This window comes from Mucilaginibacter paludis DSM 18603 (genome assembly GCF_000166195.2).
GTDB lineage: Bacteria > Bacteroidota > Bacteroidia > Sphingobacteriales > Sphingobacteriaceae > Mucilaginibacter > Mucilaginibacter paludis.
Genome location: NZ_CM001403.1, coordinates 4,316,390 through 4,342,856, shown reverse-complemented (window position 1 = coordinate 4,342,856; position 26,467 = coordinate 4,316,390). Strand labels below are relative to the sequence as shown.

At 42.0% G+C, this 26,467-nt stretch carries 24 protein-coding genes; 17 read left to right on the top strand and 7 right to left on the bottom strand.

Going from position 1 to position 26,467, the window contains the following annotated elements; all coding sequences use genetic code 11:
- Positions 1-59 precede the first annotated feature (59 nt).
- The 6 genes from MUCPA_RS18445 (at position 60) to MUCPA_RS18420 (ending at position 7,880) form a co-directional block, all read left to right on the top strand.
- Positions 60-824, top strand: a complete 765-nt coding sequence (locus MUCPA_RS18445) for a class I SAM-dependent methyltransferase (RefSeq protein WP_008508438.1) — start codon at positions 60-62, stop codon at positions 822-824.
- Between the two features lie 49 nt (positions 825-873).
- The gene (locus MUCPA_RS36215) at positions 874-3,663 is read left to right on the top strand and encodes an MBG domain-containing protein (protein ID WP_008508437.1); all 2,790 of its coding nucleotides are present in this window, start codon (positions 874-876) and stop codon (positions 3,661-3,663) included.
- Between the two features lie 23 nt (positions 3,664-3,686).
- Positions 3,687-4,607: a PorP/SprF family type IX secretion system membrane protein gene (locus MUCPA_RS18435; RefSeq protein WP_008508434.1), complete on the top strand. Its 921-nt coding sequence runs from the start codon at positions 3,687-3,689 to the stop codon at positions 4,605-4,607.
- 163 nt (positions 4,608-4,770) lie between these two features.
- Positions 4,771-5,685, top strand: a complete 915-nt coding sequence (locus MUCPA_RS18430) for a glycosyltransferase family protein (protein WP_008508432.1) — start codon at positions 4,771-4,773, stop codon at positions 5,683-5,685.
- 171 nt (positions 5,686-5,856) lie between these two features.
- Positions 5,857-7,125 (top strand): glycosyltransferase family 4 protein, encoded by a 1,269-nt coding sequence (locus tag MUCPA_RS18425; protein WP_157543940.1) that lies wholly within the window; start codon positions 5,857-5,859, stop codon positions 7,123-7,125.
- A 2-nt stretch (positions 7,126-7,127) separates the two neighbouring features.
- Positions 7,128-7,880: a glycosyltransferase family 2 protein gene (locus tag MUCPA_RS18420; protein ID WP_008508429.1), complete on the top strand. Its 753-nt coding sequence runs from the start codon at positions 7,128-7,130 to the stop codon at positions 7,878-7,880.
- A gap of 3 nt (positions 7,881-7,883) precedes the next feature.
- Here MUCPA_RS18420 and MUCPA_RS18415 read toward each other — a convergent pair whose 3' ends face one another.
- On the bottom strand, positions 7,884-8,399 hold the full coding sequence (locus tag MUCPA_RS18415) for a GNAT family N-acetyltransferase (RefSeq protein ID WP_040627657.1): 516 nt from the start codon (positions 8,397-8,399) through the stop codon (positions 7,884-7,886).
- Positions 8,400-8,501: 102 nt separating this feature from the next.
- Between MUCPA_RS18415 and MUCPA_RS18410 the strand changes: the two genes are divergently transcribed.
- The gene (locus MUCPA_RS18410) at positions 8,502-9,443 is read left to right on the top strand and encodes a hypothetical protein (protein WP_008508427.1); all 942 of its coding nucleotides are present in this window, start codon (positions 8,502-8,504) and stop codon (positions 9,441-9,443) included.
- Here MUCPA_RS18410 and MUCPA_RS18405 read toward each other — a convergent pair.
- The 3 genes from MUCPA_RS18405 to MUCPA_RS18395 are packed head-to-tail and all read right to left on the bottom strand — an operon-like array spanning position 9,433 to position 12,747.
- On the bottom strand, positions 9,433-10,239 hold the full coding sequence (locus tag MUCPA_RS18405; RefSeq protein ID WP_008508426.1) for a hypothetical protein: 807 nt from the start codon (positions 10,237-10,239) through the stop codon (positions 9,433-9,435). The genes MUCPA_RS18410 and MUCPA_RS18405 overlap by 11 nt on opposite strands.
- A complete protein-coding gene (locus MUCPA_RS18400) occupies positions 10,217-10,843 on the bottom strand; it encodes a DUF2306 domain-containing protein (protein ID WP_008508425.1) in 627 nt (208 codons plus the stop codon). The genes MUCPA_RS18405 and MUCPA_RS18400 overlap by 23 nt, the downstream gene beginning before the upstream one ends.
- Positions 10,840-12,747, bottom strand: coding sequence for a WG repeat-containing protein (locus tag MUCPA_RS18395; RefSeq protein ID WP_008508424.1), 1,908 nt, complete (start codon positions 12,745-12,747; stop codon positions 10,840-10,842). The genes MUCPA_RS18400 and MUCPA_RS18395 overlap by 4 nt, the downstream gene beginning before the upstream one ends.
- 174 nt (positions 12,748-12,921) lie before the next feature.
- On the opposite strand from MUCPA_RS18395, the gene MUCPA_RS18390 reads away from it, so the two are divergent.
- Both MUCPA_RS18390 and MUCPA_RS18385 read left to right on the top strand, forming a co-directional pair.
- Positions 12,922-13,467: a peroxiredoxin gene (locus MUCPA_RS18390; protein ID WP_008508423.1), complete on the top strand. Its 546-nt coding sequence runs from the start codon at positions 12,922-12,924 to the stop codon at positions 13,465-13,467.
- A 132-nt stretch (positions 13,468-13,599) separates the two neighbouring features.
- Positions 13,600-14,184 carry a carboxymuconolactone decarboxylase family protein gene (locus MUCPA_RS18385; protein WP_008508422.1) on the top strand — a complete coding sequence of 195 codons (585 nt, stop codon included), beginning with the start codon at positions 13,600-13,602 and terminating at the stop codon, positions 14,182-14,184.
- 109 nt (positions 14,185-14,293) lie between these two features.
- On the opposite strand, the gene MUCPA_RS18380 is transcribed toward MUCPA_RS18385, so the two are convergent.
- Positions 14,294-14,659 carry a DUF3127 domain-containing protein gene (locus tag MUCPA_RS18380; protein WP_008508421.1) on the bottom strand — a complete coding sequence of 122 codons (366 nt, stop codon included), beginning with the start codon at positions 14,657-14,659 and terminating at the stop codon, positions 14,294-14,296.
- Positions 14,660-14,740: 81 nt separating this feature from the next.
- On the opposite strand from MUCPA_RS18380, the gene MUCPA_RS18375 reads away from it, so the two are divergent.
- From MUCPA_RS18375 to MUCPA_RS18355, 5 genes are all read left to right on the top strand, one after another.
- Entirely contained in the window at positions 14,741-15,913 is a 1,173-nt protein-coding gene (locus tag MUCPA_RS18375; RefSeq protein WP_008508420.1) for a THUMP domain-containing class I SAM-dependent RNA methyltransferase, read from the top strand.
- Positions 15,914-15,915: 2 nt separating this feature from the next.
- Positions 15,916-16,437, top strand: coding sequence for a hypothetical protein (locus tag MUCPA_RS18370; RefSeq protein WP_008508418.1), 522 nt, complete (start codon positions 15,916-15,918; stop codon positions 16,435-16,437).
- A 7-nt stretch (positions 16,438-16,444) separates the two neighbouring features.
- Positions 16,445-17,104, top strand: a complete 660-nt coding sequence (locus tag MUCPA_RS18365; RefSeq protein WP_008508417.1) for an HD domain-containing protein — start codon at positions 16,445-16,447, stop codon at positions 17,102-17,104.
- Between the two features lie 787 nt (positions 17,105-17,891).
- Entirely contained in the window at positions 17,892-18,956 is a 1,065-nt protein-coding gene (locus tag MUCPA_RS18360; protein WP_008508416.1) for an IS110 family RNA-guided transposase, read from the top strand.
- A gap of 1,414 nt (positions 18,957-20,370) precedes the next feature.
- Positions 20,371-21,261 (top strand): hypothetical protein, encoded by an 891-nt coding sequence (locus tag MUCPA_RS18355; protein ID WP_008508415.1) that lies wholly within the window; start codon positions 20,371-20,373, stop codon positions 21,259-21,261.
- On the opposite strand, the gene MUCPA_RS18350 is transcribed toward MUCPA_RS18355, so the two are convergent.
- The gene (locus MUCPA_RS18350) at positions 21,258-22,046 is read right to left on the bottom strand and encodes an alpha/beta hydrolase (RefSeq protein WP_233276766.1); all 789 of its coding nucleotides are present in this window, start codon (positions 22,044-22,046) and stop codon (positions 21,258-21,260) included. The genes MUCPA_RS18355 and MUCPA_RS18350 overlap by 4 nt on opposite strands.
- A 181-nt stretch (positions 22,047-22,227) precedes the next feature.
- Here MUCPA_RS18350 and MUCPA_RS18345 point away from each other — a divergent pair, with 181 nt between their 5' ends.
- Both MUCPA_RS18345 and MUCPA_RS18340 read left to right on the top strand, forming a co-directional pair.
- The gene (locus MUCPA_RS18345) at positions 22,228-22,932 is read left to right on the top strand and encodes an esterase family protein (RefSeq protein ID WP_008508413.1); all 705 of its coding nucleotides are present in this window, start codon (positions 22,228-22,230) and stop codon (positions 22,930-22,932) included.
- Positions 22,933-23,128: 196 nt separating this feature from the next.
- Positions 23,129-24,325 (top strand): hypothetical protein, encoded by a 1,197-nt coding sequence (locus tag MUCPA_RS18340; RefSeq protein WP_008508412.1) that lies wholly within the window; start codon positions 23,129-23,131, stop codon positions 24,323-24,325.
- Between the two features lie 422 nt (positions 24,326-24,747).
- Here MUCPA_RS18340 and MUCPA_RS18335 read toward each other — a convergent pair whose 3' ends face one another.
- Positions 24,748-24,951: a hypothetical protein gene (locus tag MUCPA_RS18335; protein WP_008504097.1), complete on the bottom strand. Its 204-nt coding sequence runs from the start codon at positions 24,949-24,951 to the stop codon at positions 24,748-24,750.
- 74 nt (positions 24,952-25,025) lie between these two features.
- Between MUCPA_RS18335 and MUCPA_RS18330 the strand changes: the two genes are divergently transcribed.
- Positions 25,026-26,345 (top strand): IS4 family transposase, encoded by a 1,320-nt coding sequence (locus MUCPA_RS18330; protein ID WP_008504096.1) that lies wholly within the window; start codon positions 25,026-25,028, stop codon positions 26,343-26,345.
- Positions 26,346-26,467 lie beyond the last annotated feature (122 nt).

The window sequence follows — 26,467 nt, the reverse complement described above, 5'->3', positions numbered from 1 at the left end:
CACATCAACACTTAAAAAAACAGATTATTTTCAAATAATATATCATACAAAGAAGTCCAATGAACGATTTAGAGGAGTATTTTAAAAAAAACACGTCAAGAGTAATAACTAAATGGAGCCAATATTTTGAGGTTTATGACCGGCATTTCAGCAAATACAGGGGCAAGGAAATTGTTTTGTTAGAAATTGGGACCTTTCATGGAGGCAGTTTGCAAATGTGGAAGGAATATTTTGGCGACAAAGCTAAAATTTACGGAATAGACATCAACCCCAACTGTAAGGAAGTGGAGGAAGACAATATTCAAATTTTTATCGGCTCTCAATCAGATCGTACATTTTTGAAAAAAGTAAAAAGCGAAATCCCTCCGATCGACATCCTGATTGATGATGGGGGACACACGATGTTGCAGCAAATCGTTTCTTTTGAAGAACTCTTTGATCATATCAAGCCTGACGGAGTTTATCTATGTGAAGATATGCATACTTCTTACTGGTTAGATTATGGTGGCGGCTACAAAAGGCGAGGCACCTTTGTGGAATATTCCAAAAACTTTATTGATTATATAAACGCGTATAACTCACATCAAAAATCTTTGCAAGTTAGCTCGTTCACAACATCGGTAAACTCTTTGCATTATTATGACAGCATGCTGGTGATCGAGAAGCGCCCCACTCCAAAACCCTTTTCTTCCAGAACGGGTACTATTGAAATACCTTTTAAAAAGGGTCAGGGTAAGTTGAGCATCGCAAAAAAATTCAAATATAATTACAACAAATTATTAAATTTTTTCAGGTTGCCATTAAAGAACGGAAATTTCGACTAATTCAAATATTAAGAACTTTTATAATTATATTAGGCCTTTAATATCTTTAATGAAATACATCTACCTTATCATTTTTTTATTTTGTTTAAATTTTAATACCGCGGCGGCTTTAGCGCCCGGTATTACAAGCTTCACGCCGACACAGGCGAGCAAAGGTGCCAGAATTACTATTAACGGCACAAATTTTTCCGATGCCACATCGGTAAGCTTCGGCGGAACAGCAGCCATGCGGTTCACCATAGTTTCTTCAACAACTATAGTAGCAACCGTAGATGCTGGCGCCTCTGGCAATATAGCCGTTACTACCCCGTCGGGCACGGCTGTACTTCAGGGCTTTACTTATATCAATGCGCCTAATATCTCCTACAATACACCTCAAAACTATGGTGTTGGCATAGCTATTACGCCTTTAGCACCTGCTAACAGTGGAGGGCCAGTACCGGCAACTATCTATGGGCAAACCAGTACTTATGCCGGCACCGGAAATTCTGGCTCAACAAATGGTTCAGCTCTTACTTCAACTTTTTACAGTCCTACCAGGGTAGCAGCAGATCTATCGGGCAATTTATATGTGGCGGACAGAGATAATAATTTAATACGGAAAATCTCATCCGGCGGCCTTGTAACAACATTTGCCAGTGGCTTTAACCAGCCTAACGGCGTTACTGTGGATTTAAATGGAAACGTATACGTCGCCGATGCGGCTACTAACTCCATCAAGAAAATAACACCTACCGGATCGGTAACAGTAGTTGCAGGTAACGGGTCTATGGGTAGTAATAATGGTATAGGTTCGGCTGCCAGCTTTTATTATCCGTTCAGCGTTACGGTTGATGGCGCAGGCAATTTATATGTATCCGACAATGGCAACAACTTGATCAGGAAGATTGACCTTGCTGGAGCAGTAACAACACTTGCAGGAAGTGGAATGGCCGCATTTGCCGATGGCACAGGCACTGCCGCGAGCTTTTACGGTCCCTGCGGCGGAACATTGGATGCTATGGGTAATTTATATATTGCCGATGGCGTCAATAATAGGGTAAGGAAAGTAACGCCATTGGGAGTAGTAACAACCGTAGCAGGTAATGGCACAAGGGCAACTATTAATGGTAACGGCACATCAGCAAGCTTAAATACCCCAACCGGTGCAACAATTGATATAGCAGGCATCGTTTATGTGGCAGAACTGGATGGTAACTGCATCCGGAAAGTAGACCCTTCGGGTAACGTAACCATCCTGGCAGGCAGTAATGTAGCAGGATCAGCCAATGGCATTGGTACCGCAGCAAGTTTTAGGCGACCCAATGACGTTCAGGCAGACCAATCCGGTTTTATTTATGTAACCGATTATGGTAACAACGTCATCCGTAAAATATTAACTACCGGCTATGCTATTGATAAAACATTACCCCCTGGATTAACCTTTGATCCAACAACTGGCATTATCAGCGGTACACCGACTGCAACATCTCCGTCAACCATATATACCATAACAGCCTATAACACTGCCGGAAGTAGCACAACAACGGTAACCATCAGCGTTAGCCTCGCAACGCCCCAAACTATTACCTTCCCTCCTCTAAACTCTGTTATTTACGGCGCTGCCGATTTTAGCGCAGGCGCCACCAGCACCAATAATACCATACCTATAACCTATACCAGCAGCAACCCGGCGGTAGCTACCGTGTCTGCTGACGGCAAGGTGCATGTTGTTGGCGTTGGGCAAACTACCATCACAGCATTACAGGCCGGAAATTCAATTTACAACGCGGCTACACCAGTAAGTCAAACATTAACGGTCACACCTGCTGCTTTAATTGTTACTATCAGCAATCAAACTAAAACTTACGGCGCGGCTAATCCAAATTTCACTTTTACCTATGCTGGCTTTGTTAATGGTGATGATGCCACTAAACTAAGCGCGCAGCCCGGCGTTGTAACCACTGCTTCCGCATCTTCGCCTGTAGGTGTTTATACAGTTACTGGTGGCAACGCGGCGTCCGCCAATTATACTTTAACCTACATCTCCGGAACTTTAACTATTTTGCCTGCTCCCTTAATCATCACAGCAAATAACCAAACACGCATTTATGGTATTGCCAACCCTGCATTGTCATTAACCTATACCAGTTTTGTAAACGGCGATGATGCCAGCAAGCTTACTGCTCAACCAACGGTTAGTACGATAGCCACGGCGACATCCGCAATCGGCACATATCCCATCACGGTATCAGGCGCAAGCAATGCCAACTACAATATCAGCTACCTGCCAGGCACGCTCACTATAACCGTAGCGCCCCGCATATTAACGTTTAACCCGATACCTGATAAAGTATCAGGAGATATTGATTTTGATCCGGGCGCCACCATCAATACAAACGATGCTATCACTTATGCCAGTTCAAATCCATCGGTGGCAACTATTGTGAACGGTAAAATCCATATCACCGGCGTGGGCTCTGTCACCATTACGGCCAGTGTAGCAGCAAAAGCTAATTACCAGGATGTTTCACCCAAGGCGCAGCAATTACTTGTTACAGACATCAATAATAATGATTTAGCTATTCACCCAGTGGTAACACCAAATGGCGATGGCATCAATGATGTGCTGCGTATTGATGGAATCAAAAAATATCCTGACAATAAACTAACCCTTGTTAACGTGAACGGCATCAAAGTTTTTGAGGCCAGCGGCTATGATAATGTGAAAAATGTTTTCGATGGCCATTCAAATATTACCGGGGCGTTCCAGCCGCAAGGCACTTATTTTTATTCGTTGCAGTACCATGAGAATGGACAGTCGAAAAGAAAAGTAGGATACGTGGTGCTCAAATACTAAATACACTCAGACCTGAATTAATTATGTTGAAGCGTAAAAGCACTAAATATATATTTTCCGTTTTGTTGACAGTTATAACGTTTATAGCCAAGGCGCAGCCAGCTTTAACGTATACGCAATACATGGATAACCTTACTCCAATAAACCCCGCGGCCTCTTTAACCCGTACTGACGGCACCGCCAATATAATGGCGCGCAACCAGTGGATTGGCATAAAGGGCTCTCCTATTCTGTTCCTTTTCAATGGGAGCGTCCCATTAAAAAGCATCAACGCATCCGCAGGAATAATTGCCTCTGATAACGAACTGGGTGTTGAGCAAGCCACCGAATTTAACGGCTTTTTTGCAAAGGCTATCCAACTCAACGAAACATTGAACCTGGGCGTGTCTTTAAATGCAGGCTTCAGGTATTATACAAGCGACTACGCCTCGCTAGACCCGAACGATCCGGCCATTCAAACCGATGTGCGGGAATTTAAACCCAATGTTGGCTTCGGCGTAATGCTGTATAGCGATGACTATTTTGTTGGCCTATCACTACCTCAACTAACTATCCGTAATTTAGGTAACGGCTCTTTACTCGATAACAACAATTTCAGAAATCATTATTACCTCTCGGCCGGGTTTAGTACCCAACTTGATGAAGACTTTAAACTCAAACCGGCTACCTTGCTTTATTATTCAAGAGGGGTGCCTTTCACGGCGGATGTTTCCAGCAAATTATATATTAAAGAGACTTTGGGCTTAGGCGTAAATTACCGGACCACCAAAGAAGTAGCCGCACTATTTTCGCTTGATCTGGATTTATTTCATGTAGGCTATAGTTACCAATTCGGTACATCAGCCGCCAACATCGGCCAGTTAAGCAATGCTACACACGAAATTATGTTGACCTTTATTTTTGGAAAAGGGCACCAGGTGCCAATTAGTCCGGGGAACAGGTAACGATTAAATACCTCTTCTGAATCCGTACCGGCAACTCATCAACTCTGGTTATAACAAAACAGAAGAAGTAGCAGACCTTTAGTTTAAGAATTATTTTACTTTTGTTTTGGTAAAATAAATCAGGTTTGGCTGATATTTAATTATCATTAATTATAAAAACTTAATGCAGCATCTTGCTCCCATTGCCCTTTTTGTATATAATCGCCCAGAGCACACCCGCCGTACACTGGTTTATCTTAAAAAAAACCATTTGGCTGATGAGTCCCGTTTATATATTTTTTCGGATGCTCCAAAAAATAATGCCGATGCCGCTAAGGTGGACGAAGTAAGGCAATTAATTAAACAGGCAGATGGCTTTAAATCCATTAAAGTTATTGAGCGCAAACAAAACCTTGGCCTGGCAAATTCTATCATAGCAGGGGTTACACAACTGGTTAATGAATATGGCAAGGTTATAGTTTTTGAGGACGATTTACTTACCTCGCCTTATACCTTAACCTATTTCAACCAGGCCCTTGATCGTTACGCACTCGATGAGCAAGTAATGCATATCGGTGCCTATATGTATCCTTTAAAAGAAGCCGCCGACTTACCAGAAACCTTTTTTTATCGCGCAGCCTCAAGTTGGGGTTGGGCCACATGGGCCAGAGCCTGGAAGTATTTTGAACCGGACGTGAATAAATTAATAGCTGAATTTGATCAAGCCAGTATTCTTCAATTTTCTATAGAAGGTAATATGAATTTCTGGAAACAGATACAGGAATTTAAATCCGGAAAAAACAATTCGTGGGCGATACGTTGGTATGCCTCCATATTTTTACGTAACGGATTAACACTAAATCCAGCCAAATCGCTAATAGAAAACATTGGCAACGATGGTAGTGGAATTCACTCTAATAACGAAGATATTTACAAAGTGCAAATATCAAAACAAGCTGTAACGCAATTCCCTACGGAGATCAGTGAACACCAAACAGCATACCGTGCTATTAAGCATTTTTTAAAACATCGGAAAGGCAGTCTATGGCAAAGAGGTATACGTTATTTAAAACAATTGCAACAAAAGCTAAACAAGTAAAACCACTGACTATCAACACTCTAATACTTACATTATAGCTAAATAACACGCCTGTGTGTAATTGCCGCGGAGCGGCATCAGAAGAAAAATTTGCTGGTAACTTAAACTATCCAATTCAACATACTTGCATCATACTTGTTAGCACACTAAATATTAATGTATTTTTGGGCCATGTTAAAAGTGGTGCATTTAAATACTTACGATGGCAACGGCGGCGCGGGGCGTGCCTGTATCAGGCTTAACCGGGCTTTGCTGTCAAAGGGTATTGATTCTAAAATAGTTGTGCATTACAAGTTTGGCAGCGATGCCCGGATACTAACCTTTAACACCAACCTGATACAAAAGGCCTATACGGCGGCAACCATTGTATTGGAACGCATTTTAGCCAAACGTTATTTAAAACCAGTAAAAACGCCGTTTTCGTTCGCGTGGTTCGGCCGATCGGTAATTCATCATCCGGATGTTAAGAATGCCGACATTATCCATTTACACTGGGTAAACCACAGTTTTTTAAACCCTAAGCACCTGGCCGAAATTGCCCGGCTAAATAAACCCGTGGTATGGACATTTCATGACAGTAATGCCTTTACGGGAGGATGCCATGTGCGTTACACCTGCGATCATTTTCACCGCGAGTGCGGCGATTGCCCATTGCTAAGCAAGCCGGGGCCTCACGATGTATCGCACCAGATCTGGAAAGAGAAGCAAAATGCTTACAACCAACTGAATTTTTCGATCATATCGCCAAGCGGATGGATGCGTAAATCGGTATCGGAAAGCAGCCTGATGAAGGGTAAAAGCATTATACAAATACCCAACACGCTTGAAACAGACCTCTTCAGGCCGATGGAACAGCAGTCGGCCCGTGAGCAATTGGGCTTGCCAACGGATAAACTGATATTTTTAACGGGCTTTATGCCATCGCGCAAGGATATGCACAAAGGTACCGGCTACTTAATGCAAAGCCTGGAGCTGTTGGCACAACGGCAGGGCATAAATACCGGCCAGATAGAGTTGGTTGTTTTTGGTAACCGCAACGAAAAGGATGTCCCTGTATTTCCGTTTAAAACCACTTTTTTAGGTACCATTAGCAACGATGAAAAGCTGGCGCAATGCTATGCCGCCGCCGATGCCTTTTTAATACCATCGTTGGAAGACAATTTGCCTTATACCGTGATGGAAAGTTTGGCCTGCGGCACACCGGTAGTAGCGTTTACCACAGGTGGTATTCCGGATATGGTACAACATCAACACAATGGTTACTTAGCTACATACCGCTCTGCCGAAAGTTTTACCGATGGTATGGAATGGATCATTAACCATCCCGATCATCACAGTTTACGCGAGCAGGCCAGGCAAACCGTAATGGACAATTTTTCGGAAGAGATAATCGCCCAAAAACATCTGGAAGTTTATCAGCAATTGGTTAAAAAACAATAAGCATGTTCAAACCAAGGTTAAGCATCATTACTATCGTATATAACAACGTTCGGCATATTGAGCGCACCATACTAAGCGTGCTGAACCAAACCTATAAAAATATTGAATACATCGTGATTGATGGACTCTCAACCGATGGCACGCTCGATGTGATCAATAGATACCGGGACAGCATAGCGGTGGTTGTAAGCGAAAAGGATAAAGGCATTTACGATGCCATGAATAAGGGTATTGAAATCGCCACAGGCGACTATATCCTGTTTATGAATTCGGGGGATGAGTTGTTCGCTGCAGATACTGTCGAGAAAGTTTTTGCCACCGAACCGGATGCCGATATTTATTACGGCGAAACAGAGGTTATTAACGATGACGGCGAAAGTATGGGCCGGCGCCGACACAAAGCTCCCGAAAAATTTACCTGGCGGGGTTTTAATCTCGGCATGAGTATCAGCCACCAGGCCATTTACATTAAAAAGAGTATCATTGAGCCGTATGATAGCCGGTATCAGTTAAGTGCCGATATCGACTGGATTATCAGCGCCGCAAAAAAGGCAAAAAAAATAGTGAACACCCGTCAATATGTTGCCAAATATCTGTTTGGCGGTATGTCGAAAAAAAAGCATAAGCAAAGTTTAGCTGAGCGTTTCCATATTATGCGCAGGCATTACGGCCTTTTGCCTACGCTGTTTAATCATGGCATTATTGCAGTTAACTTAACCTGGTATTACGTTTTGCATCGAAAAACTAACGATTAATTTTTATCGTGTCAGGGCGTATATATGTTCGTCCGAAAATTGGCCAAACTTATATAAAGCTTTTTTCGCTATCCCTTCTTTTATAAATCCGGCTTTCTCTAACACCCGCATTGATGCCGGGTTGCTATCAAATACACCGGCCTGGATCCGCGCCAGGTCAAAGTTTTCAAAACTGTAATCCACCATCAGGCGCACAACTTCCGTCATGATACCTTTTCCCCAGAAGGGCTCACCAAGCCAATAACCAAGTAGTGCCGTTTTACGAAAAATATCCTGCCTAAATTCGATACCGATACCGCCAACCAATTCGCCATCAATATCGATAACCAAATTATCAATTACCGTTTTTTGCGTTTGGTGGTTAAGCCATTGCTGCGCATACTCCGCAGTATAAGGGTACGCGAAACGGTCGCTCAAAAATTGCGATACCTTGGGGTTGTCGGCATACCTGATCAGTGAGGCCTCATCGCTCAATAACCATTCGCGTAAGCAAAACCCCGAACCTTTAATTTGAATCATAGCGTAAAAATGGGCTAAATAATTTTCCAAACTATATATCACCCGCTAAATTGATTAAACTTTGAGAAACTGATTTCAATTTTTTGATTATTTTTAGCGGGTATGCATTTTAACAGATCTATAAAACAAGTACCCCGGTTTTTATTGCTTGGTTTAATTGCCTTAGCCTATGCGGCCTGCAAACCCAAACCTGCACCCGTTAAGCAAAAGCCATCGTTTAAATTAGTGCATGGCATTGGCTTTACCGAAGTTAGGCGTGCATTTAAATCGGGCATATCTTTTAGCGACCAGGGTTTTCAACTGGAACCCGACTGGCGGTTAACCTTCCTGTCGGACGATTCGGTGAATATTTATAGTCCCGAGAAAAAGAAGTTTTTTAATTGCCCGGTTATTTTTGATCACGATTCTATTTTTAACGTAGCCTGGGCATGGATGCGCTTAAAAAAGGTAACTAAAGACAGTATCAAATTCCAGGTATTGGAAGTTGAGGACAAGGCGATTATGGATGATAAGTCGGTAGTTTACATGACCCTCTATTCCGATCATTACATTAAGGATGTTTTACATTCCGACTCGGCCACTTTAGTAAAACCCAGCCGTCAGGATACTTTGTTTATCAAACATAAAACGCAACTGGCAGATAGCGATCCAAAGTATGCTTTTTCGGCACGCATCCCGGCATCATTAAAAAGCAAAAGCCCGATGCTCACCGTGCAAAAAACAAGCGTTACCAAGGATGTAGCCAACAATATCACCATTGCCGATGATTATTTAACCCCCCGGTTCAATATCGTGATCCGTAAAGCTTATGATGACTTCAATTATCCATTTGTGATACTGGTAGATTCTAAAGGTCAGCTACACTTTAGTAAATCATCCATCGATATGTCGATGTCGCCAGAGTTTGCCGAACCTCAAAACCGGGTAATGAAGGCTATTACTGATGGCTACCTTAAACATTACCTTGACGTTACGCCCGGAACAACGCTGGGCATACCCCATGCTACCAAAATTATGGTGAATGTTAAAGGGATTAAGGGGTAGTTGTGATTTCCGTAGTATCGGCTATGGCAGATGATTCATCATCAGGCTCGTTAAAAGGCGAAGGCGGCAGTTTATAATACATTAATGCCAAGCCTATAGTAATAGCGTAAGGTGGCCATAGCGTATAGCAGTCAGAAAGCATGTGTGCGCTAACCAATAAAAAAAACACGGTACACCCTAATAATAGTTCGGCTAAAATCAGGATCAGGTAACGCTTTTGCTTTAACGTCCAGTGGTGCTTGTTGATACGATAGGCCGCTATTGCCAAAATTCCAAATACAGGCGCACTATAGCCGAAGCCGGTAAACAAAATAAATTTGTAAGTATCCAGAAGGAACTGTGTGTTAAAATTATGAATATTCCTGAACAGGATAATGAGGGTGATAATTAGTGGAGCTATAAGTACGGAGCTAAACCATGATCTAACGGCATATCTCACCTCGGGATAATTAACATACGTTTTATCCTTAAAAAAATATAAGCCTGCATTCCCCATCATCAAAATAACGAAAGCGAAAAAAAAGATTGGGCTCGCCTCGGCATTATCAAACAATTTAAGATAGATCCCTGTAAGACATACAATCACCATTAAGATCAAAAAATGCAGATATTGAAACTTCTCGTTTTTGCCCGATCTCGGTTCGCTCATGGGCCCGGCCTGAATCAGATCGGAATACTTTTGCGAAGGATTCTTTTTGAAAATGTTATTAGCCATTAGTTGGGGCCATACACCCAAAATTGTGCTCACCAAAAACATAATTGCCAACAGCAATTTATAAATAGCTTCCTCTGTCATAATAATTTATTATTTCAACCAATATTAAATTAGGTACCCAGCTCAAAAAAGCGATAATCAAATAGTTGTTTTCAAAGGCAACTCCGTTGCCTAAAACCGTGAACAGCCATATATATAACCGCAGCGTAACCGCGGCAAATGCCAGCGCATAGCTGCGGCGCATCATGCAAACATGTAGCTTAACACGCCCGTTTATTGCAAAGCGCCAGGCTGTAATAGTAGCAATTATCCACAAGGTATTTTGCAGCAAAAAAGAAATCAATACCCCGTTGCCACGATGAATAAAAAACGTCATTACATAGGCGCCGGGAGCCGCAAACAGTAATACACCAAACACATATATCTTCCCTAAGCGCCGGTGCAGGGGCCTGTTATTATATATCCTTTTTGAAAATTGCGCAAAACCAACCAGCAATATCACGCTGCTGCCAAAAATGTGGCTGTAAAAAGCAGGCAGATATGTTCCCGTTTGGATAGCAAATTGCTTTAACTGTAAAAAACCTTCGTTGGTTTTAAAGTTGCCGTATAAATAAAAGGTACCCAGGCTCAGCACTAAAATCCAGAACAATGCCAGGTACCTCAGCAGTTTACCAGCAATACTCATTTGGCGGCCAGCGTATTGGGCTTTTGCGCCTTTAGTTTTTGATTAATCCAGTTGATGTTATATTTATCAATAACCGTTAAAGAATCGTCTACATTAGCGTTATTGGGTTTTAAGTCTGATGTTTTAGCATCAAATTCTGATGTGAGGTACAGAAAAATATCTTGCCATCGCTTATCTTTAAATGCATATCGATAATCGGCATATATTTCGTTTTTCATGTAACGAAGTATTTCTGGCGTAAGGTGGTCAAAAGTTTTTGTTTTAGAATTGGGCCTCCACATTTCGAAACACCCGTATAAATATGAATCATCCATCTTAACATATTTGGTAAAACCAAAGCTGCGCCTATTGGGTAATTCAACAAATTGATTATCCTTAATCGTTAAATAATGATAGTAAGGGCCACCTACAATACTTTTTGTGGAATCATATAATTCGATGCTAAGTGTCGCCCCGGTTTTTATTTCAATTAGGGAGTCAGCTAATATCTTGACATTGTTGATGTCACAAGAACCGGAATATGAATCGCCTTCGTCTTTACCGTAGTCGGTACCAAACTGTTGAGTCAATATCCTATCGTTTTTCTTATCTAACATAACAACATTTTTTGTGTCGTAAAATTCAGCTCTTCCTCCCAAAAAATAATCCCTTATTGAATAAAAGCTGGCTGTCAACCAGTCGCCTGTATCTATTCTGTCTTTATCCGAAAACCGTATTTCATAATTTTTATGCACATCAAAATATTCAACTTTGCGCAAAGGGTTTTGAAAATCTATTTGTGCGCCGTGAATAATATTCAAATCCGAGAGATAAGATGGGCCGATATAAATGGCCCCGTGCTGCTCATGGGAGTTATATTCGGTAAGTACGGGCAATGACAGAGCCTTGGGGTACAAATCAAAAGAAGAATTTAAATATTTAATCTTCGAAAAAAAATCATTTAGTTTGAGCTCTACCTTTTCAGATATACTCATATCCTTTTTCAGATAAAAATAATCTGCTCCATTTTTTAAAACCGCTGCATTGGTATCATCGTTAATTGGGAATATCTGATCATAACTAACAGGCACAATAATTTTTCCGTTAATATCATAAAATCCTCTTTTGTGTTCTTTTTCCACTTCTATCATGCCGGGGAAAGTGGCTCCAATGGTATGGATCAAGTCATATTGAGGCGATATAATCTCTTTCAATTGGGGGTTCAGCAGGCCCATTTTATATGGAGTAGTGGCAGAGTCTTTTGCACCAGGGCGATCACTTTCATTACCCCACTTGCCTTTCACTACATAAAAATAAGTTTGATTGTCAATATGCGCAAACCATATCACACTATCATACCTGGTTTTTAATTGCTCGGCTGTAGCAAAAGCCTTAAGTGTAATAGGCGCATAAATATCTTCAGGCCGTCGATTTCTCGTTCTGATATTGTTCTCATAAACCATAAAATCGCCTGCAAATTTACGGGCATCTATTTGCACAATCTTAAACTGACCAGCGGATACTTTACGCAGCTTAATCAGCAGAGTAGTTTGTTTCAGGTTAGCGCCGTTCTCTTTAAACTGAACAGGCACCTGAGCATCAGTTAACTCAGCATTAATTATTTTAATTTCGCTATCGTCACTTAACAAATTAACATCAAATAATGGTTTATCCTTGCCATTCAAACTGGTTTTGTTGGAAATTAAACCCAATAATTTTTTTATCTGCTTAACGTTTTGTCTGCCATCAAAATAATCGAGTAAGGTATCGGTATTGCCTTTTTTCAGATCGGCATTAAAGCGATCTAAAAAAACAATCACATCTTTTTTATCAGGTTTAACTAAGTATTTGCTCCGGACAAAAGCAAAAACACATACAACGGCTACTAAAATGCTTGCAATAATAAGGATAGGTTTCTTTTTCATTATGATGCAATATATTAATTATTCTATTCGGAACAACAAAACAAGTTATTCATAAAAACAATAATCAACAATCATCATTATAGACAAATTCTATATCCTATCAATTATTAGAATTTATATCCTAAAAGCATTATAACTATATTTGTATCAACAAAAACTTAAAAAAATACAATTATGTTAACTATAGGACAAAAATTCCCTGCATTCTCTAAAACAGCGGTAGTAAGTATCGAAAAAGGAAAAGAGTTTGAAACATTAACTTCTGATTTCCTGGTGAACGACGATAACGTTTGGACAGTAATGTTTTGGTGGCCAAAGGATTTTACCTTTGTTTGCCCTACAGAAATTGCTGAATTTAACAGAAGCTACGGCGAATTCCGCGATCGTGATGCACGTTTAATTGGCGCATCTACCGATTCTGAATTTGTACACGCTGCCTGGAGAAGAGATCACGACGATTTGCGCGATTTAAAATTCCCGATGCTGGCTGATACTTCAAAATCATTGGCCGAAGACCTGGGTATTTTAGAGCCTACAGAAAAAATTGCTTACCGTGCTACTTTTATTATCGACCCTACAGGTATTATCCGTTGGGTATGTGTTAACGATTTAAGCGTTGGCCGTAACGTTAAAGAAGTTTTACGTGTACTGGATGGTTTACAAACCGACGAACTTTGCCCTTGCAACTGGGAAAAAGGACAAGAAACTTTAACTGCATAATTGCCCTGCATAATAGCTTATATAGCCCTCACAGTCCATTGCGATTGTGAGGGCTTCTTTTAAGAAGTATACCTGGTAATCTACCTGGTAGTAACTTAACAACTCAATAACCAATAACTCATTAACTACACCATGAGCGAAACTACTGATATCATAACCGAAATACTTGAAAGTGTTGGCCTTGGCGCCGATTACAGAACAGCCAGCCTGAGCTTGCTTGAAAGCGGCGAGTCACGCTACCTGCGCGATTTAAAACTGAACTTTACCAGCACCCTAACATCCGCTCATCTGAGCGAAAAAGAGTGTGCTTTATTAGGTTTAAGTACAGCTGTTAATAACAATAACAAACCGCTAACCGCTTTTTTTACCCAATATGCCGAACAGCACGGTGCAAGCGCCGCTGATATTGCCGAAGCCGTGGCTTGTGCATCGTTACTGGCATCAAACAATATATTTTACCGTTTCAGGCACTTTACCCAAAAAGAAAAGTATACCCAGATACCTGCCCGCATCCGCATGCAAATTATGGCTAAACCTGTAACCGGAAAAGAATTTTTTGAACTGATGAGCCTGGCCGTATCGGCCGTTAACGGCTGCGAGATGTGCGTAAACGCGCACGAAGATTCGTTAATTAAAATGGCAACTACCGAAGAGCGTATTTTTGATGCCGTGCGTATCGCATCGCTGGTAACCTCTTTCGGCAAGATTGTTTTTTAAGCAAAGCAAGCCCCCTCTAAATCTCCCCCGGTAGGGGAGACTTGAACGGGTAGACTTAAAAATAACTTTTTAAAAGCCCTCCCTACCGGGGAGGGTTTGGGTGGGGCTATTAAAACGGCAGGTCATCATCCTCACCTGGCGCAGCGCTCAGGTTAACAGGCGCAGCATACTCGGGCGCTGTTGCTGATGTACCGGCGCTTAAAGCGTTAACTTTCCACAGTTGTAGCGAGTTAAAATAAGTTTTCTTCCCGGTTTTGTCCGTCCAGGGCCTGCCCTTCAGGTTAAAAAATACTTCCACATCGTCGCCAGTCTTCACATTATCTAACAACGCGCAGCGATCCTGAATAGCTTCGAACTTTAAATATTCGGGATATTGAGGATTTTCTATATATTCAAGTATCAGTTCTCTCTTTTTAAGCGATTCTGTAACCTGCATAGTTGCAGATACTTCGTGTACTTTACCTTTGATCTCCATAATTATTAAATTAAAAATGTAAAGTTAAGCGATATCAAATAAAAACGGGAGTATTTAATCCTTAAATTCGCAAACTTAACTATGCAAGTTTTCCACACTCCAAGTAAAATCATCCTAACCTGTAATAAAAGGTTATCACCCTATTTAAAGGATGAGGTAGAAGCGCTGGGCTTCGAGATCAAACGGATATTCCCTACCGGCCTTGAGCTGCTGGGCACCGTAAACGATTGTATCCCCCTTAACATCAACCTGCGCTGTGTAAGCCAGATACTTTATTCGCTTGGCACCTTTAAGGCCGAAAACCCCAAGGAGCTGTACGATCACCTGGTTACCATTGAATGGGAAAAGCTGATTGATTTTTCGGGCTACTTCTCGGTAACGTCCAACGTTAATAACGAGCACATCTTAACCCCCTTGTTTGCCAACGTAAAGGTTAAAGATGCCATTGCAGATAGGATAAAGAGTATTAAGGGCATCCGCCCCAACTCTGGCCCCGAGCTTAATAAAACAGTGGTTCACCTGTACTGGCAGGAAGATCAGGCCGAAATCTTCATCGATACATCGGGCGAAACACTGGCCAAACACAGTTACCGCAAAATTCCGGGCAAGGCACCTATGCTCGAGGCCCTGGCAGCGTCAACCATTATGGCTACGGGCTGGGATAAAAAAAGTCCGTTTGTAAACCCCATGTGCGGATCGGGCACCTTGGCCATCGAAGCTGCTTTGCTGGCTACCGATAAGCCACCGGGCTTTTTCAGGATGAACTATGCCTTTATGCACATTTTAGGTTACGACGAGCAGATATTTTTTAACGAGCGCAGGATAATCAAAGACAAAGCGATTAAACAACTCGATTTTAAAATCGTAGCCACTGATCTGTCTGACGATGCAGTTGATATAGCCCGTAAAAATGCCAAAACTGCCGGGGTTGACCATTTAATTGATTTTGCCGTTTGCGATTTTGCTGAAACCGTAGTACCTGAGCAAGCGGGTGTGGTATTTTTTAACCCGGAATATGGCGAACGCCTGGGCGTGCATAGCAAGCTGGAAGCCACCTACAAACGCATAGGCGACTTTATGAAGCAGGAATGCAAAGGCTATAAAGGCTATATTTTTACCGGAAACCCCGATCTGGCTAAGAAAATAGGGCTAAAGGCATCGCGCAAAATTGAGTTTTATAACGGTAAATTAGATTGCCGCCTGTTAGAGTACGAATTGTATGACGGCAGTAAAAGGGAACCCAAATTGGAGTAAAAATGAAAAGGATAATTTTTATAATAGCTTTAATATCATTATACAGTTGTGCATTTGCTCAGAAAAAGGATGCGGGTACTAAAGCACAACCTAAAAGAGAACTGCCTGCTCCATTTAAAGGCGGCATTGATACGCTATTTCAGTTTTTTAAGGATAACTTAACGGTAAGCCCGCAAATAATTAAAGCCAAAGCTACCGGCTTAGCCATGTTTAAATTAACAGTGGATAGCAAGGGCATGATAACCAGCATTGTAGTTTATTATGCTGATGACTACCTGCTTACACAACCGGCTATTGACGCGTTAAGAAGAACGAATGGCAAATGGGTGATACCCAGCGAAGTAAGTTCTTACGATTTTATTGTTCAGTTTTCCTTTAATTATAAGCCGGATACGTCTATCCGGCCCGCTGCTTTAAAAGCCATTTTGGATTATTATCAGCACCATTCGCCGATTAACGCTACCGACCAAGTTCCGTTAAACTACGCTACCCTGCTGCCAACCATTATTGTAAACTACGAATAATTGATTTATGCTGATAGAGGATGGGCAATTGATTGATAAAACTGCCGAATATGTACGCCAAACCTTGCAAGGCGCCGAAGCCGGACACGATTGGTGGCACATTCAGCGGGTTTGGAACAATGCCAAACTAATTGGGCGGCAAGAGGCCGTTGATATGCTGGTTGTTGAACTGGCCGCTTTACTGCACGATATTGCCGATAGTAAGTTTTATGGAGGCGATGAAGAAATAGGCCCCGAAATGGCAGGTCTGTTTTTGCGAAGTATTGACACTGATGCCGCTATTGTTGAGCATGTACAGCAAATTATCCGCAACATGTCGTTCAAGGCAAGTTTCGAAAAGCTCAGCTTTACCTCCCCGGAACTACAGGTAGTACAAGACGCCGACCGGCTTGATGCCATTGGCGCCATTGGCATTGCCCGGGCATTTACCTATGGTGGTTTCAAAAACCGCGAAATGCATAATCCGGATATAGCCCCTAACCTCAATATGAGCAAAGAGGAATACAAAAACACCTCGGCACCCACCATCAACCATTTTCACGAAAAATTACTCTTGCTCAAAGACCGCATGAATACTTCTACCGGGAAAATGATTGCGCAACAACGCCATGCCTTTATGGAGCAATACCTGGAGCAGTTTTATGCCGAGTGGGAAGGGTTGAAGTAGTTATTGGCTACTTGGTTATTGAGTTATTGGTTGCTTCATTTATGTAAAGATTCTTATGTTATTCAGAGTAACGGAACCTGCCGTCCGGAAAAAATAGTGATGACGTTTGACTCTTCATGAGCTCCCTACGGTCGGTTTTTGCTTACTTTTTGTATCAAGACAAACGTGACAAGCCCCTTCCCGCGGCGTTTGAGCGGGACGATGCTATAAATTAAGAATACTGATTATACGAGTAATGACATACAAATTGACAATCAGCAACTTAAGCAAGCGAAATAATAAGCCGCATCGAAAAACACCTCGTACGGGGCCATGCCGCACGTCCTTCGACAGGCTCAGGAGGACAGCTTTCGCGCACAGAAAAAGAACGTCATTACAAGTAATGGACCCGGCCAACCGGAAAAAAACAGGGATGACGTTTGAACCTTATAGATTACCAAGCGCAGAAAGAAAGCGCGCAAAAGCCAGACTGCACGCCGGGCCGGGAGCTGGCCCCGCGGGCGGAAGGATCGGGCAGTCTTGACTTTTTTGGTTCTTTTTGTGTCAAGACAAAAAGAACAAAGCCCTTCGCGCGGCGATTGAGCGGGCCGATGTTCTAAGTTAAGAATACTGGTTGTCGGAGCAAAGATAACACATTGATAATCAGTGCACCTCATATGGCTGCATACTTATCGCGCGCAAAAGGTCGTATGTATGAAATGGTTCGATAGATGATGTAAAAGAGTTCTTGAAAAAAAGGTTGTAGCTTAATAGTGAACCATTAACAAACACTTTAAACCAAGAACTCATGAAACAAGGTACACAATTAGATTTTAGCGGACAAACTATTTTTGTTGGCATAGATGTACACAAGAAGTCCTGGAAGGTCAGCCTTCGCAGCACCCATATGGAGCTAAAGACGTTTTCCCAGGAACCTTCACCTAAGGCCTTAAGCGGGCATCTACAACAGAACTATCCTTCGGCCGATTACAGGCTCGTTTACGAAGCCGGTTTTTGCGGCTTTGGCTATCAGCGACAGTTTAGTGAGCTGGGGATGTCCTGCATCGTCGTAAATCCTGCCGATGTCCCGCTGACAGACAAGGAAAAGCAGCGCAAATCAGATACGGTCGATTGCCGGAAACTCAGTAAAACATTAAGTGAAGGAGCCCTGAAAGGTATCTTCGTGCCTGGCATCGAGCAACAGGATGACCGCGGTATTATCCGTGTTTACCAGCAAATGATCAAAGATCAGACACGCTATAAGAACCAAATAAAAGGATGGCTCAACTTCCAGGATCAGTCAGTGGCGGTAGACACGGATAAATACTGGTCGAATCACTATATCTGCCTGCTCAAGGCCCTTTGCTTACCTCCATCGGCCCGGATCAACCTGGATATTCTGCTACAGGGATACCAGCAGACACGTATCATGGTACTCACAGCCACCAGGGAAGTCAGAGCCTTATCCCGGCAGCCACGTTATCAACAAATCATAGAACTGATCCGTACCATCCCCGGTATAGGCGAGATTACCGCCTTATTATTGGTTACAGAGATCGGCGACATTGAACGCTTTGATTCCCTGGATGCCTTGTGTGGATATGTGGGGCTGGTGCCGGATATACATAGTTCCGGCGATCAAAAAATCATATTGGGGCTCACTAAAAGAGCCCATCACCAATTACGGGAGAAGCTTATCGAGGCCTCTTGGATAGCTGTCAGGCTCGACCCGGCCATGACGCTGGCTTTCAATAACCTTTGCAAAAGAATGAAAAAGAATAAGGCCATCATCAGGATAGCTAAAAAAATGCTCAACCGGATACGTTTCGTTATGAAGAATCAAAAACCTTACGTAACTTCGGTTGTCAAATAAGTCCAAAAGGACGAATGCCTGATAAAGCCGGTTTGGTTTTTTTATGAAATGGGCAAACCGAAGCGAGGGATCTGCGGCCCGAAAGGTGTCTGCTATACAAAAGGTTACGGTTGCCCTTTTATCCAAATAATTTGAACGCGATCCTGCAGCCTGCAAAGTGTCTGCTTATAGGAGGTTAGCTGGTCATTTATCAACGCATTAAAATAAAAATTCGTGAAGGTTTTTTTAGCCATTCAGTGAACAGGATAAATAAAAAGCCTCCTTTGACAGAGGCCTTTATCCGTGGTTCAGCAAATCATATTGCTGGCAGGTTGCTCCTCAGCAGCGCCTGTTTCCTCTTTTGATTTGCACTGGAAAGTTAAACAAACAGGGCCATGCTTTGACCAAAAACATTTAAGCAATACGTGTTATAACCCCTTTTTAAGCCCTTTTGCCTCGTTTACCTTGCATATTTCATCATAGGAGGTCCCTCCTCACGTCGATGACATAGTGGAGAGATATTTAGTATTGATAATCAACAACTTACATAGACGTCATTATAAGTAACAGACCCGGCCAACCGGAAAAAAATAGGGATGACGTTTGAAACCTGTAGGCTATTTTGCGCAGAAAGAAATGTGCGCAAAGGCCAGACTGCACGCCGGGCCGGGTTTGGCCTGCGGGTGGAAGGATCGGGCAGTCTTGACTTTTTGGTTCTTTTTTGTCAAGAAAAAAGAACAAAGCCTTTCCCGCGGCGACTGAGCGGGCCGATGCTTTAAATTAAGAATACTGTATATTAGAGCAATAATATACAGTATGACAATCAGTATCTTATGCAATCGAAATGATAAGCCGCATCAAAAAAAGACCTCGTACAGGGCCATGCCGCACGTCCTTCGACAGGCTCAGGATGACCGCTTTCGCGCACAAAAAAAGGCGTGTCATACTGAGTAAGGCTCCGGCTCTAAATTAAGATACTAATTTTTTACAGAAAAAATACGCACTGATAATCAATGACTTAAGTAGACTTCATTACAAGGAGATACGACGAAGCAACTTCTGCTATACAGTGTGAACCTGCACAAGCCGCTCTGCCTATGTAGAGATTGCTTCGTACCTCGCAATGACGATTAATCATTAACAATCAGCAACTTATATAGATTCCATTATAAAATATCCTTCTTATACTTCCTGAGCATGCCCCTCCTTAATCACCCACAAAAAAAAGACTGCCCCCACAAACAGAAGCAGCCTATTCAAAAAACAACAACACTTATCTAAAACACATTAACTTTATCTTATGGCTTGGTTAATTATAATCATATGACCCCTACTTTGCACCAGGGTTTAATGCGAAAATACATATAAGCGGCAATTAAACCATTGCATACTTAATTCGTCAAACCAGTCCTCAATTAATTAAACCCTATTGCAAATGACGGCTGTTTACAAATTTCCGGCTATAGCTCTGCTATGCTTATTGGTTTCTTACTCCTATGCACAAACTGATACATCATCTCAAAAAAAAGCTTCCCTTAAAATAGGGCTAAACTATCTCAGCAACAATGTATACTTGGGGCGTACAGATACCGTATCAACACCGGGACTATCACCCAACATCACCTATTCGTTAAAATCAGGAATTTATTTTTCAGGCAGCCTTGATTTTATCACCAACCGGAAAAAAAACAAGCTTGATGGTGGCAATATAGAAGCAGGGTACAACTATACCATTGGCCAAAATATGGAAGGCGGGGTATCATTTACCAAATTGTTTTATAACGCAACCAGCACCCAGGTTTCATCATCATTCAGCAGCATCATAAATACTTATCTTGATTATGACCTGGCCGGCATCATTACCCCAGCCATGAGCCTCAATTATATTATCAACAAAAGCGGCATCTCCAGTGATATTCTGCTCAATCCAAGTTTATCACACGATTTTACAATTGAAACCCCGTTTTCTGCTCACGATGACTTACAGGTCAGCCCTCAAGCGGGATTAAACGCAGGCTCCCAACACTTTTTTGGCGGATACCTGCAACGTAAAGGCAAGCTCAATAAAAAAGTAGCCAGCACTGCGGTTACCAGTTACAATAATAGCCTGGGCGACTTCAAATTGCTGGACTATGAAATTTCCGTTCCTGTAGAATATAAATCGGGCTGTTTCAGGTTCACCTTTACACCTACTTATGCTTTTGCACAAAATAGCCTGCCGCAAAGCACAGCTGCCGAAAAGCAGATAACCAGTAATCTCGAAATCAGTTCGCCCTATAAACCAAGTATTTTTTACTTCGAAACCAGTATAGCCTTTCGTTTTTAAGCTTTAAACGCCCAGGTTAAAAACTTAGGCATGGCTGCAGCCCAGGTAGGCATATCATGTTTGCCTCCAACCACTTCAACGTATTGAATATCGGCGGGGCGTTGATAGCCTTTAAGCTCCAACGCAGCTATCAGGTCGATGGTGTCGTCTATAGAATCAATAATTCCATTTTGGTTGCGGTCGGCAGTTTCGTCGTGCGTGCCGGTTTGCAGCCAGAATTTCAGTTCCGGTTTTCCGGGTGTATCCTTCACAAGGCGATGCATAATACGATCATTGTCGCTATAGCCCTCGTCAAGCCCTTTGCTTCTCCACCAAAATGATCCTGAAAATACGCCAACCTTATCAAATACTTCTGGGTTATGCCATGCCACATCAAAGGCGGTAAGTCCTCCTAACGAAAAACCGGCAAAAGCTGTTGTACCAAAACTTTTAATACCTACGTATTGATGCAAAAAAGGTAAAAGCTCATCTAAAATAAATTGGTTATAATCGCTCGCCTTGCTGCCGCGATTTTTATAGTCAGCCTGGCTTGCCGTACCATACTCCTGTAACCGGTCTTCGTTAGCGTGTATGGCTGCAACCAATAGCGGTTTTATTTTTGATGTGTTGTATAATTGCTGCAAGGCTGGTATTAATTGCAAATTTTCAACCTCCTGCCCATCGTTTAGCAACAACAGGTTCAGCGCCTCGGTTTTATTGTAATCGACAGGCATTAGCAGACTACAGGTTACATCCCGCCCCAACAATTTAGAGTTTATAGTTATTGTCTCTTCTGTGATAGTCATTTCAGCAATAGGCCAGCTCATGTACATCCTTATTCCAAATTAAATTAAAGGCAACAAAGGTAACTGATGTTTGCTAATCAGACGGTAAACATTGCAATTATGTTTAGCCTGTTGCCGCTCATTTTAATTAGCATTTGCCTTTTTAAAACAAACACCCTATATTACAATAAATTAAGCTACCGTGACTGAACAATACAAACGCTGGTACTCACGCAACTTAAGCAGGGATTTGGATATGCTGATCTTTGGCGATCGTGGCTATCCGCTTATCCTGTTCCCTACCTCCATGGGGCGCTATTATCAAAACAAGGATTTTCATTTAATTGATAGTGCACGCTGGTTTATAGATAATGGCCTGGTAAAAATATACTGTATCGATTCTATCGACGGGCAGAGCTGGTACAATAAAAACATTCACCCGGCAGATAGGGCCCGCACGCATATAGCGTACGATAAAATGCTAAATGAAGAATTGGCACCATGGGCCATGCACGAAACCGGCGTTAACCGCGTGGCCGTTGCCGGATGCAGCTTTGGTGGCTATCATGCGGCAAACTTCGCCTTTAAGCATCCCGAAAAGGTTGGGCACCTGTTTTCAATGGGCGGTGTTTTTGACATTAAGCGGTTTACCGACGGCTTTTATAACAACGATATTTTTTATAATAACCCTGTTGATTTTTTGCCAGGCGATAATCACCCTGACCTGTGGCGCATGAATATCATTTTAGGTACAGCCGATCACGATTTTTGTAAGGATGAAAACATCAGGCTTTCCAATATCTTAAAGCAGAAACACATCAACCACTGGCTCGACATCCGTAACGGAACGCACGATTGGCCGGTATGGCGCCAAATGTTTCCTCATTATTTATCCACTATTAAATAATCATAACATACTGTTTATATACGATATAAGTTTAACTTTTTTCTTTGTTTTGATTAACATAGCATATTTACAACAATCAGCTTAGCACAATGGCATTTAGTTTGAAAGCTGCATACAGCATCAATTTTATTAAACAAAATAAGTAATAGGATTTTATAAGCTAAGCACTTATTTTATATCAGAACATATTGCAACTATGAAAAAAATTGGCATTCTATTTGGGCAGGAAAACACATTTCCGCAGGCCTTTGTTGACAGGGTTAATGAAAAGGCAGAAAAAGGAATTACTGCCGAATTTATACGTATTGATAAAGTAATGCAGGCAGAACCGCTGGATTATGCTGTTATTATAGACAGGATATCACAAGATGTACCTTTTTATCGCGCCAGCTTAAAAAATGCGGCCATTTGCGGCACTGCAGTAATTAATAACCCTTTTTGGTGGAGTGCCGACGAAAAGTTTTTCAACAACGCGCTGGCCGTAAAAATTGGCGTCCCGGTACCTAAAACGGTAATACTGCCGTCTAAAGAACTGCCCGACGATACCACATCAACCTCATTCCGTAATATGGCCTACCCTTTAGATTGGAAAGGCATATTTGAGTATGTTGGCTTCCCGGCCTATATGAAGCCTTTTGACGGCGGCGGCTGGAAAGAAGTTTACCGCGTAACCGACGAAAAAGACTTTTTCAGCAAATACGATAAAACCAAACAATACGTGATGATGCTGCAGGAAGAAATAACCTTCGACGACTATTTCCGTTGCTACTGCATTGGCGGCGAGCATGTACGCATTATGCAGTACGAACCCCGCAACCCGCATCACTTACGTTATGAACACGGCAAAGCCCCGGCCTCAAAAAAACTATTAGACCAGGTAAAAGATTATGTGATTAAATTGAACCAATACTTGGGTTATGATTTTAACACTGTTGAATTTGCCATACGCAATGGCATACCATACGCCATCGATTTTTGCAATCCGGCTCCCGATGCCGATATTAAAAGCGTAGGTGAAGAGAATTTTGAGTGGGTGGTTGAAACAGCTGCAAATTACGCCATTGAAAGGGCTAAAAAGCAAAAAGACGGACAGGATAACTTAACCTGGGGCAAGTTTATCAAAACATCGGCAGCAGGTTTGCCGTTGATAACCGCCGAACCTAAAAAAACAATTAAGGCTGACGTTACCGTAGGGCTGGCTATTGCAGAACCTGCGCCAAAGCCTAAAAAAGAGAAAGTAGCCAAGCTTGAAAAAGAAGAAAGCAAAGCTGAAGCAGCAGCTAAGCCGGTTATGACTGAGCCGTTAGCAAAACCGAAAAAAGGAAAAGAGACGAAGGTTACGGCAGCTAAAGTGGAAAAAGAAGCTAAGCCTAAAAAAGCAGGTAAAAAATAGCGAAGAACAGAGTTAAAATATTGATAACTATCGATTTAAAATAGCGCCACTGTAGGAATTTTAAATCGATGGTCGCAGAAGGATGAGATGACAACAGAATGCCGCTTGTAGAGGTCCACACACCGTGCTTCGACTACTGAGCCTGACGAAGTATCAGCATGACACCCTTTTTTGTGTACGCGAAAGCGATCATCATGGATAAGGATCCCGTCAGCCCCAAAAAAAGGGGATGACGTTTGAAAGCTGTTGGCTGTTGGACGAAAAAAGGAAAGCGCGCATAGGCCCGACTGCACGCCGGGCCGGGTTTGGCCTCGCGGGTGGAAGGATCGGGCAGTCCAAAGCCCCCTCTAAATCTCCCCCGGTAGGCATATGCGTCAACCTAACACCTTACATTATTGGAGAAGATGTTTGCGCGATTAATTTCACTTGTCTTTTTCTTGTTTGGGAAGATTAGTTTTGGCTTTCTTTACACGTTTTAGTACGAAGCTATTTCTATCTTCTATCAACCATTCCATTTCTTCGCCTTTTTCTAACAGGCAAGCATCGGCAACTGCTGCCGGGAAGTTTACATAAAACGATTTGGTGCCTCCTCGCTCAACTTTTTGAACTTTTACTTTATATCCCATTTTTTTTGATTAATTTACATAGTATATATACTATGTAAATATAAATTATTTTACCCATTAATCAAAAAGACATAATGAAAAAGGTCGATTTTTTAGCGTTGCTAAATGCCATGAACATTGGTGCTGATCAAATAAAGAAAATAGCAATTGATACCGGATTTCTGATACGGAAAGGTCTTATAGAGCCTGCCGATATTTTATATGCCATTTGCTGCGCGGCCACGCATGGAACGGTTAGCTTTAATGATCTGGCGGCAAAAATAGATGCGGAAACTACTGTTTCTGTAAGTAGGCAGGCAATTGCAAAAAAGACAAGCAAAGAATCATGTGTGCTTTTTTTAAAAAAGATACTGGCCCTTGTTATTATCAGTAGAATCGGAAAGGAAGAAATCGATTCATTGCGCAGGGCAGGTAAATTTAAGCGTGTTTTAGTGCAGGACAGCACAATCATTAAGTTGCCCCTTAGGTTGTTTGGCTTTTTTTCGGGCGTCTCCAACGCCCAGTCCAGTGTTTGTAATGCCCGGATTCAGTGTGTTTACGATTTGATAACTGAAAGCTTTATTTATTTTACCATCGATTCTTATACTAAGAACGATCAGAAAGCCGCCCCCGAATTAACGATAGAAAAGGGCGACCTTGTTATTCGGGACAGGGGGTATCTAACCCTTAAAGAAATCGAGAGGCATTGGACAGCAGAAGCGGACTGCATATACAGGCATCAGAGTAATATAGTACTTTTAGACAGCCAAACAAAAGAAAGAATTAACCTGCTCACCGAATTACAATCAAAAAAACAGCTTGATTTTGAGGTTACTTTAAATAATGAAAAAGGTACAAAAATCAGGATAGTCGCCTTGCCTGTAAGTGACGAAATTGCAAACAGGCGCAGGATGAAGGCTAAGAAAGAGGCCAAAAAGGAACCGGGTAAAGAGTGCCTGGCCCTGATGTCATGGTCCATTTTTATGACTACCATTTCCAGACAGGACGCAGATTATAACTTTCTTTTCAAAGTATATAGCCTGAGGTGGCGGATTGAAATCATATTCAAATCCTGGAAAAGTAACATGGAGTTTTCTAAGATCCATAATGTTTCGAAAAAACAACTGTCACTTATCCTTTATGCGAGATTTATCATGATCATCATTTACATCCAGTATATCTTTTCGCCTGCCAGAATGATCATCAAAAAACATCAGAAAAGGGGCTTGAGTATGATAAAAGTAGTCCGGTATCTCATAAAAAATGCCTCTAAAATAATACAGGTCGTTAAAGCCATAGAAAGTTATAAGGGCAAGATAGGATATCATCTAATTACTTTAGCCAGGTACTGCTCCTACGATAAAAGAGTCAGACCCAATTTTGAACAGGATTTCGATATTGCCTTTTTACCTTAGGTTGACGCATATGCCCGGTAGGGGAGACTTTTTAAGCCCTCCCTACCGGGGAGGGTTGGGTGGGGCTTCTTCCCGCGGCGTTTGAGCGGGCCGATGCTGTAAATTAAGAATACTGACAATCA

Excerpts from the sequence above, each read along its gene's own strand:
- MUCPA_RS18425 (WP_157543940.1), top strand. The coding sequence starts at position 5,857 with ATGTTAAAAGTGGTGCATTTAAATACTTACGATGGCAACGGCGGCGCG.
- MUCPA_RS18395 (WP_008508424.1), bottom strand. The coding sequence starts at position 12,747 with ATGAAAAAGAAACCTATCCTTATTATTGCAAGCATTTTAGTAGCCGTT.
- MUCPA_RS18410 (WP_008508427.1), top strand. The coding sequence starts at position 8,502 with ATGCATTTTAACAGATCTATAAAACAAGTACCCCGGTTTTTATTGCTT.
- MUCPA_RS18445 (WP_008508438.1), top strand. The coding sequence starts at position 60 with ATGAACGATTTAGAGGAGTATTTTAAAAAAAACACGTCAAGAGTAATA.
- MUCPA_RS18330 (WP_008504096.1), top strand. The coding sequence starts at position 25,026 with ATGAAAAAGGTCGATTTTTTAGCGTTGCTAAATGCCATGAACATTGGT.
- MUCPA_RS36215 (WP_008508437.1), top strand. The coding sequence starts at position 874 with ATGAAATACATCTACCTTATCATTTTTTTATTTTGTTTAAATTTTAAT.
- MUCPA_RS18350 (WP_233276766.1), bottom strand. The coding sequence starts at position 22,046 with ATGACTATCACAGAAGAGACAATAACTATAAACTCTAAATTGTTGGGG.
- MUCPA_RS18435 (WP_008508434.1), top strand. The coding sequence starts at position 3,687 with ATGTTGAAGCGTAAAAGCACTAAATATATATTTTCCGTTTTGTTGACA.
- MUCPA_RS18375 (WP_008508420.1), top strand. The coding sequence starts at position 14,741 with ATGCAAGTTTTCCACACTCCAAGTAAAATCATCCTAACCTGTAATAAA.
- MUCPA_RS18430 (WP_008508432.1), top strand. The coding sequence starts at position 4,771 with ATGCAGCATCTTGCTCCCATTGCCCTTTTTGTATATAATCGCCCAGAG.
- MUCPA_RS18420 (WP_008508429.1), top strand. The coding sequence starts at position 7,128 with ATGTTCAAACCAAGGTTAAGCATCATTACTATCGTATATAACAACGTT.
- MUCPA_RS18360 (WP_008508416.1), top strand. The coding sequence starts at position 17,892 with ATGAAACAAGGTACACAATTAGATTTTAGCGGACAAACTATTTTTGTT.
- MUCPA_RS18405 (WP_008508426.1), bottom strand. The coding sequence starts at position 10,239 with ATGACAGAGGAAGCTATTTATAAATTGCTGTTGGCAATTATGTTTTTG.
- MUCPA_RS18340 (WP_008508412.1), top strand. The coding sequence starts at position 23,129 with ATGAAAAAAATTGGCATTCTATTTGGGCAGGAAAACACATTTCCGCAG.
- MUCPA_RS18355 (WP_008508415.1), top strand. The coding sequence starts at position 20,371 with ATGACGGCTGTTTACAAATTTCCGGCTATAGCTCTGCTATGCTTATTG.
- MUCPA_RS18390 (WP_008508423.1), top strand. The coding sequence starts at position 12,922 with ATGTTAACTATAGGACAAAAATTCCCTGCATTCTCTAAAACAGCGGTA.
- MUCPA_RS18370 (WP_008508418.1), top strand. The coding sequence starts at position 15,916 with ATGAAAAGGATAATTTTTATAATAGCTTTAATATCATTATACAGTTGT.
- MUCPA_RS18335 (WP_008504097.1), bottom strand. The coding sequence starts at position 24,951 with ATGGGATATAAAGTAAAAGTTCAAAAAGTTGAGCGAGGAGGCACCAAA.
- MUCPA_RS18415 (WP_040627657.1), bottom strand. The coding sequence starts at position 8,399 with ATGATTCAAATTAAAGGTTCGGGGTTTTGCTTACGCGAATGGTTATTG.
- MUCPA_RS18385 (WP_008508422.1), top strand. The coding sequence starts at position 13,600 with ATGAGCGAAACTACTGATATCATAACCGAAATACTTGAAAGTGTTGGC.
- MUCPA_RS18400 (WP_008508425.1), bottom strand. The coding sequence starts at position 10,843 with ATGAGTATTGCTGGTAAACTGCTGAGGTACCTGGCATTGTTCTGGATT.
- MUCPA_RS18380 (WP_008508421.1), bottom strand. The coding sequence starts at position 14,659 with ATGGAGATCAAAGGTAAAGTACACGAAGTATCTGCAACTATGCAGGTT.
- MUCPA_RS18365 (WP_008508417.1), top strand. The coding sequence starts at position 16,445 with ATGCTGATAGAGGATGGGCAATTGATTGATAAAACTGCCGAATATGTA.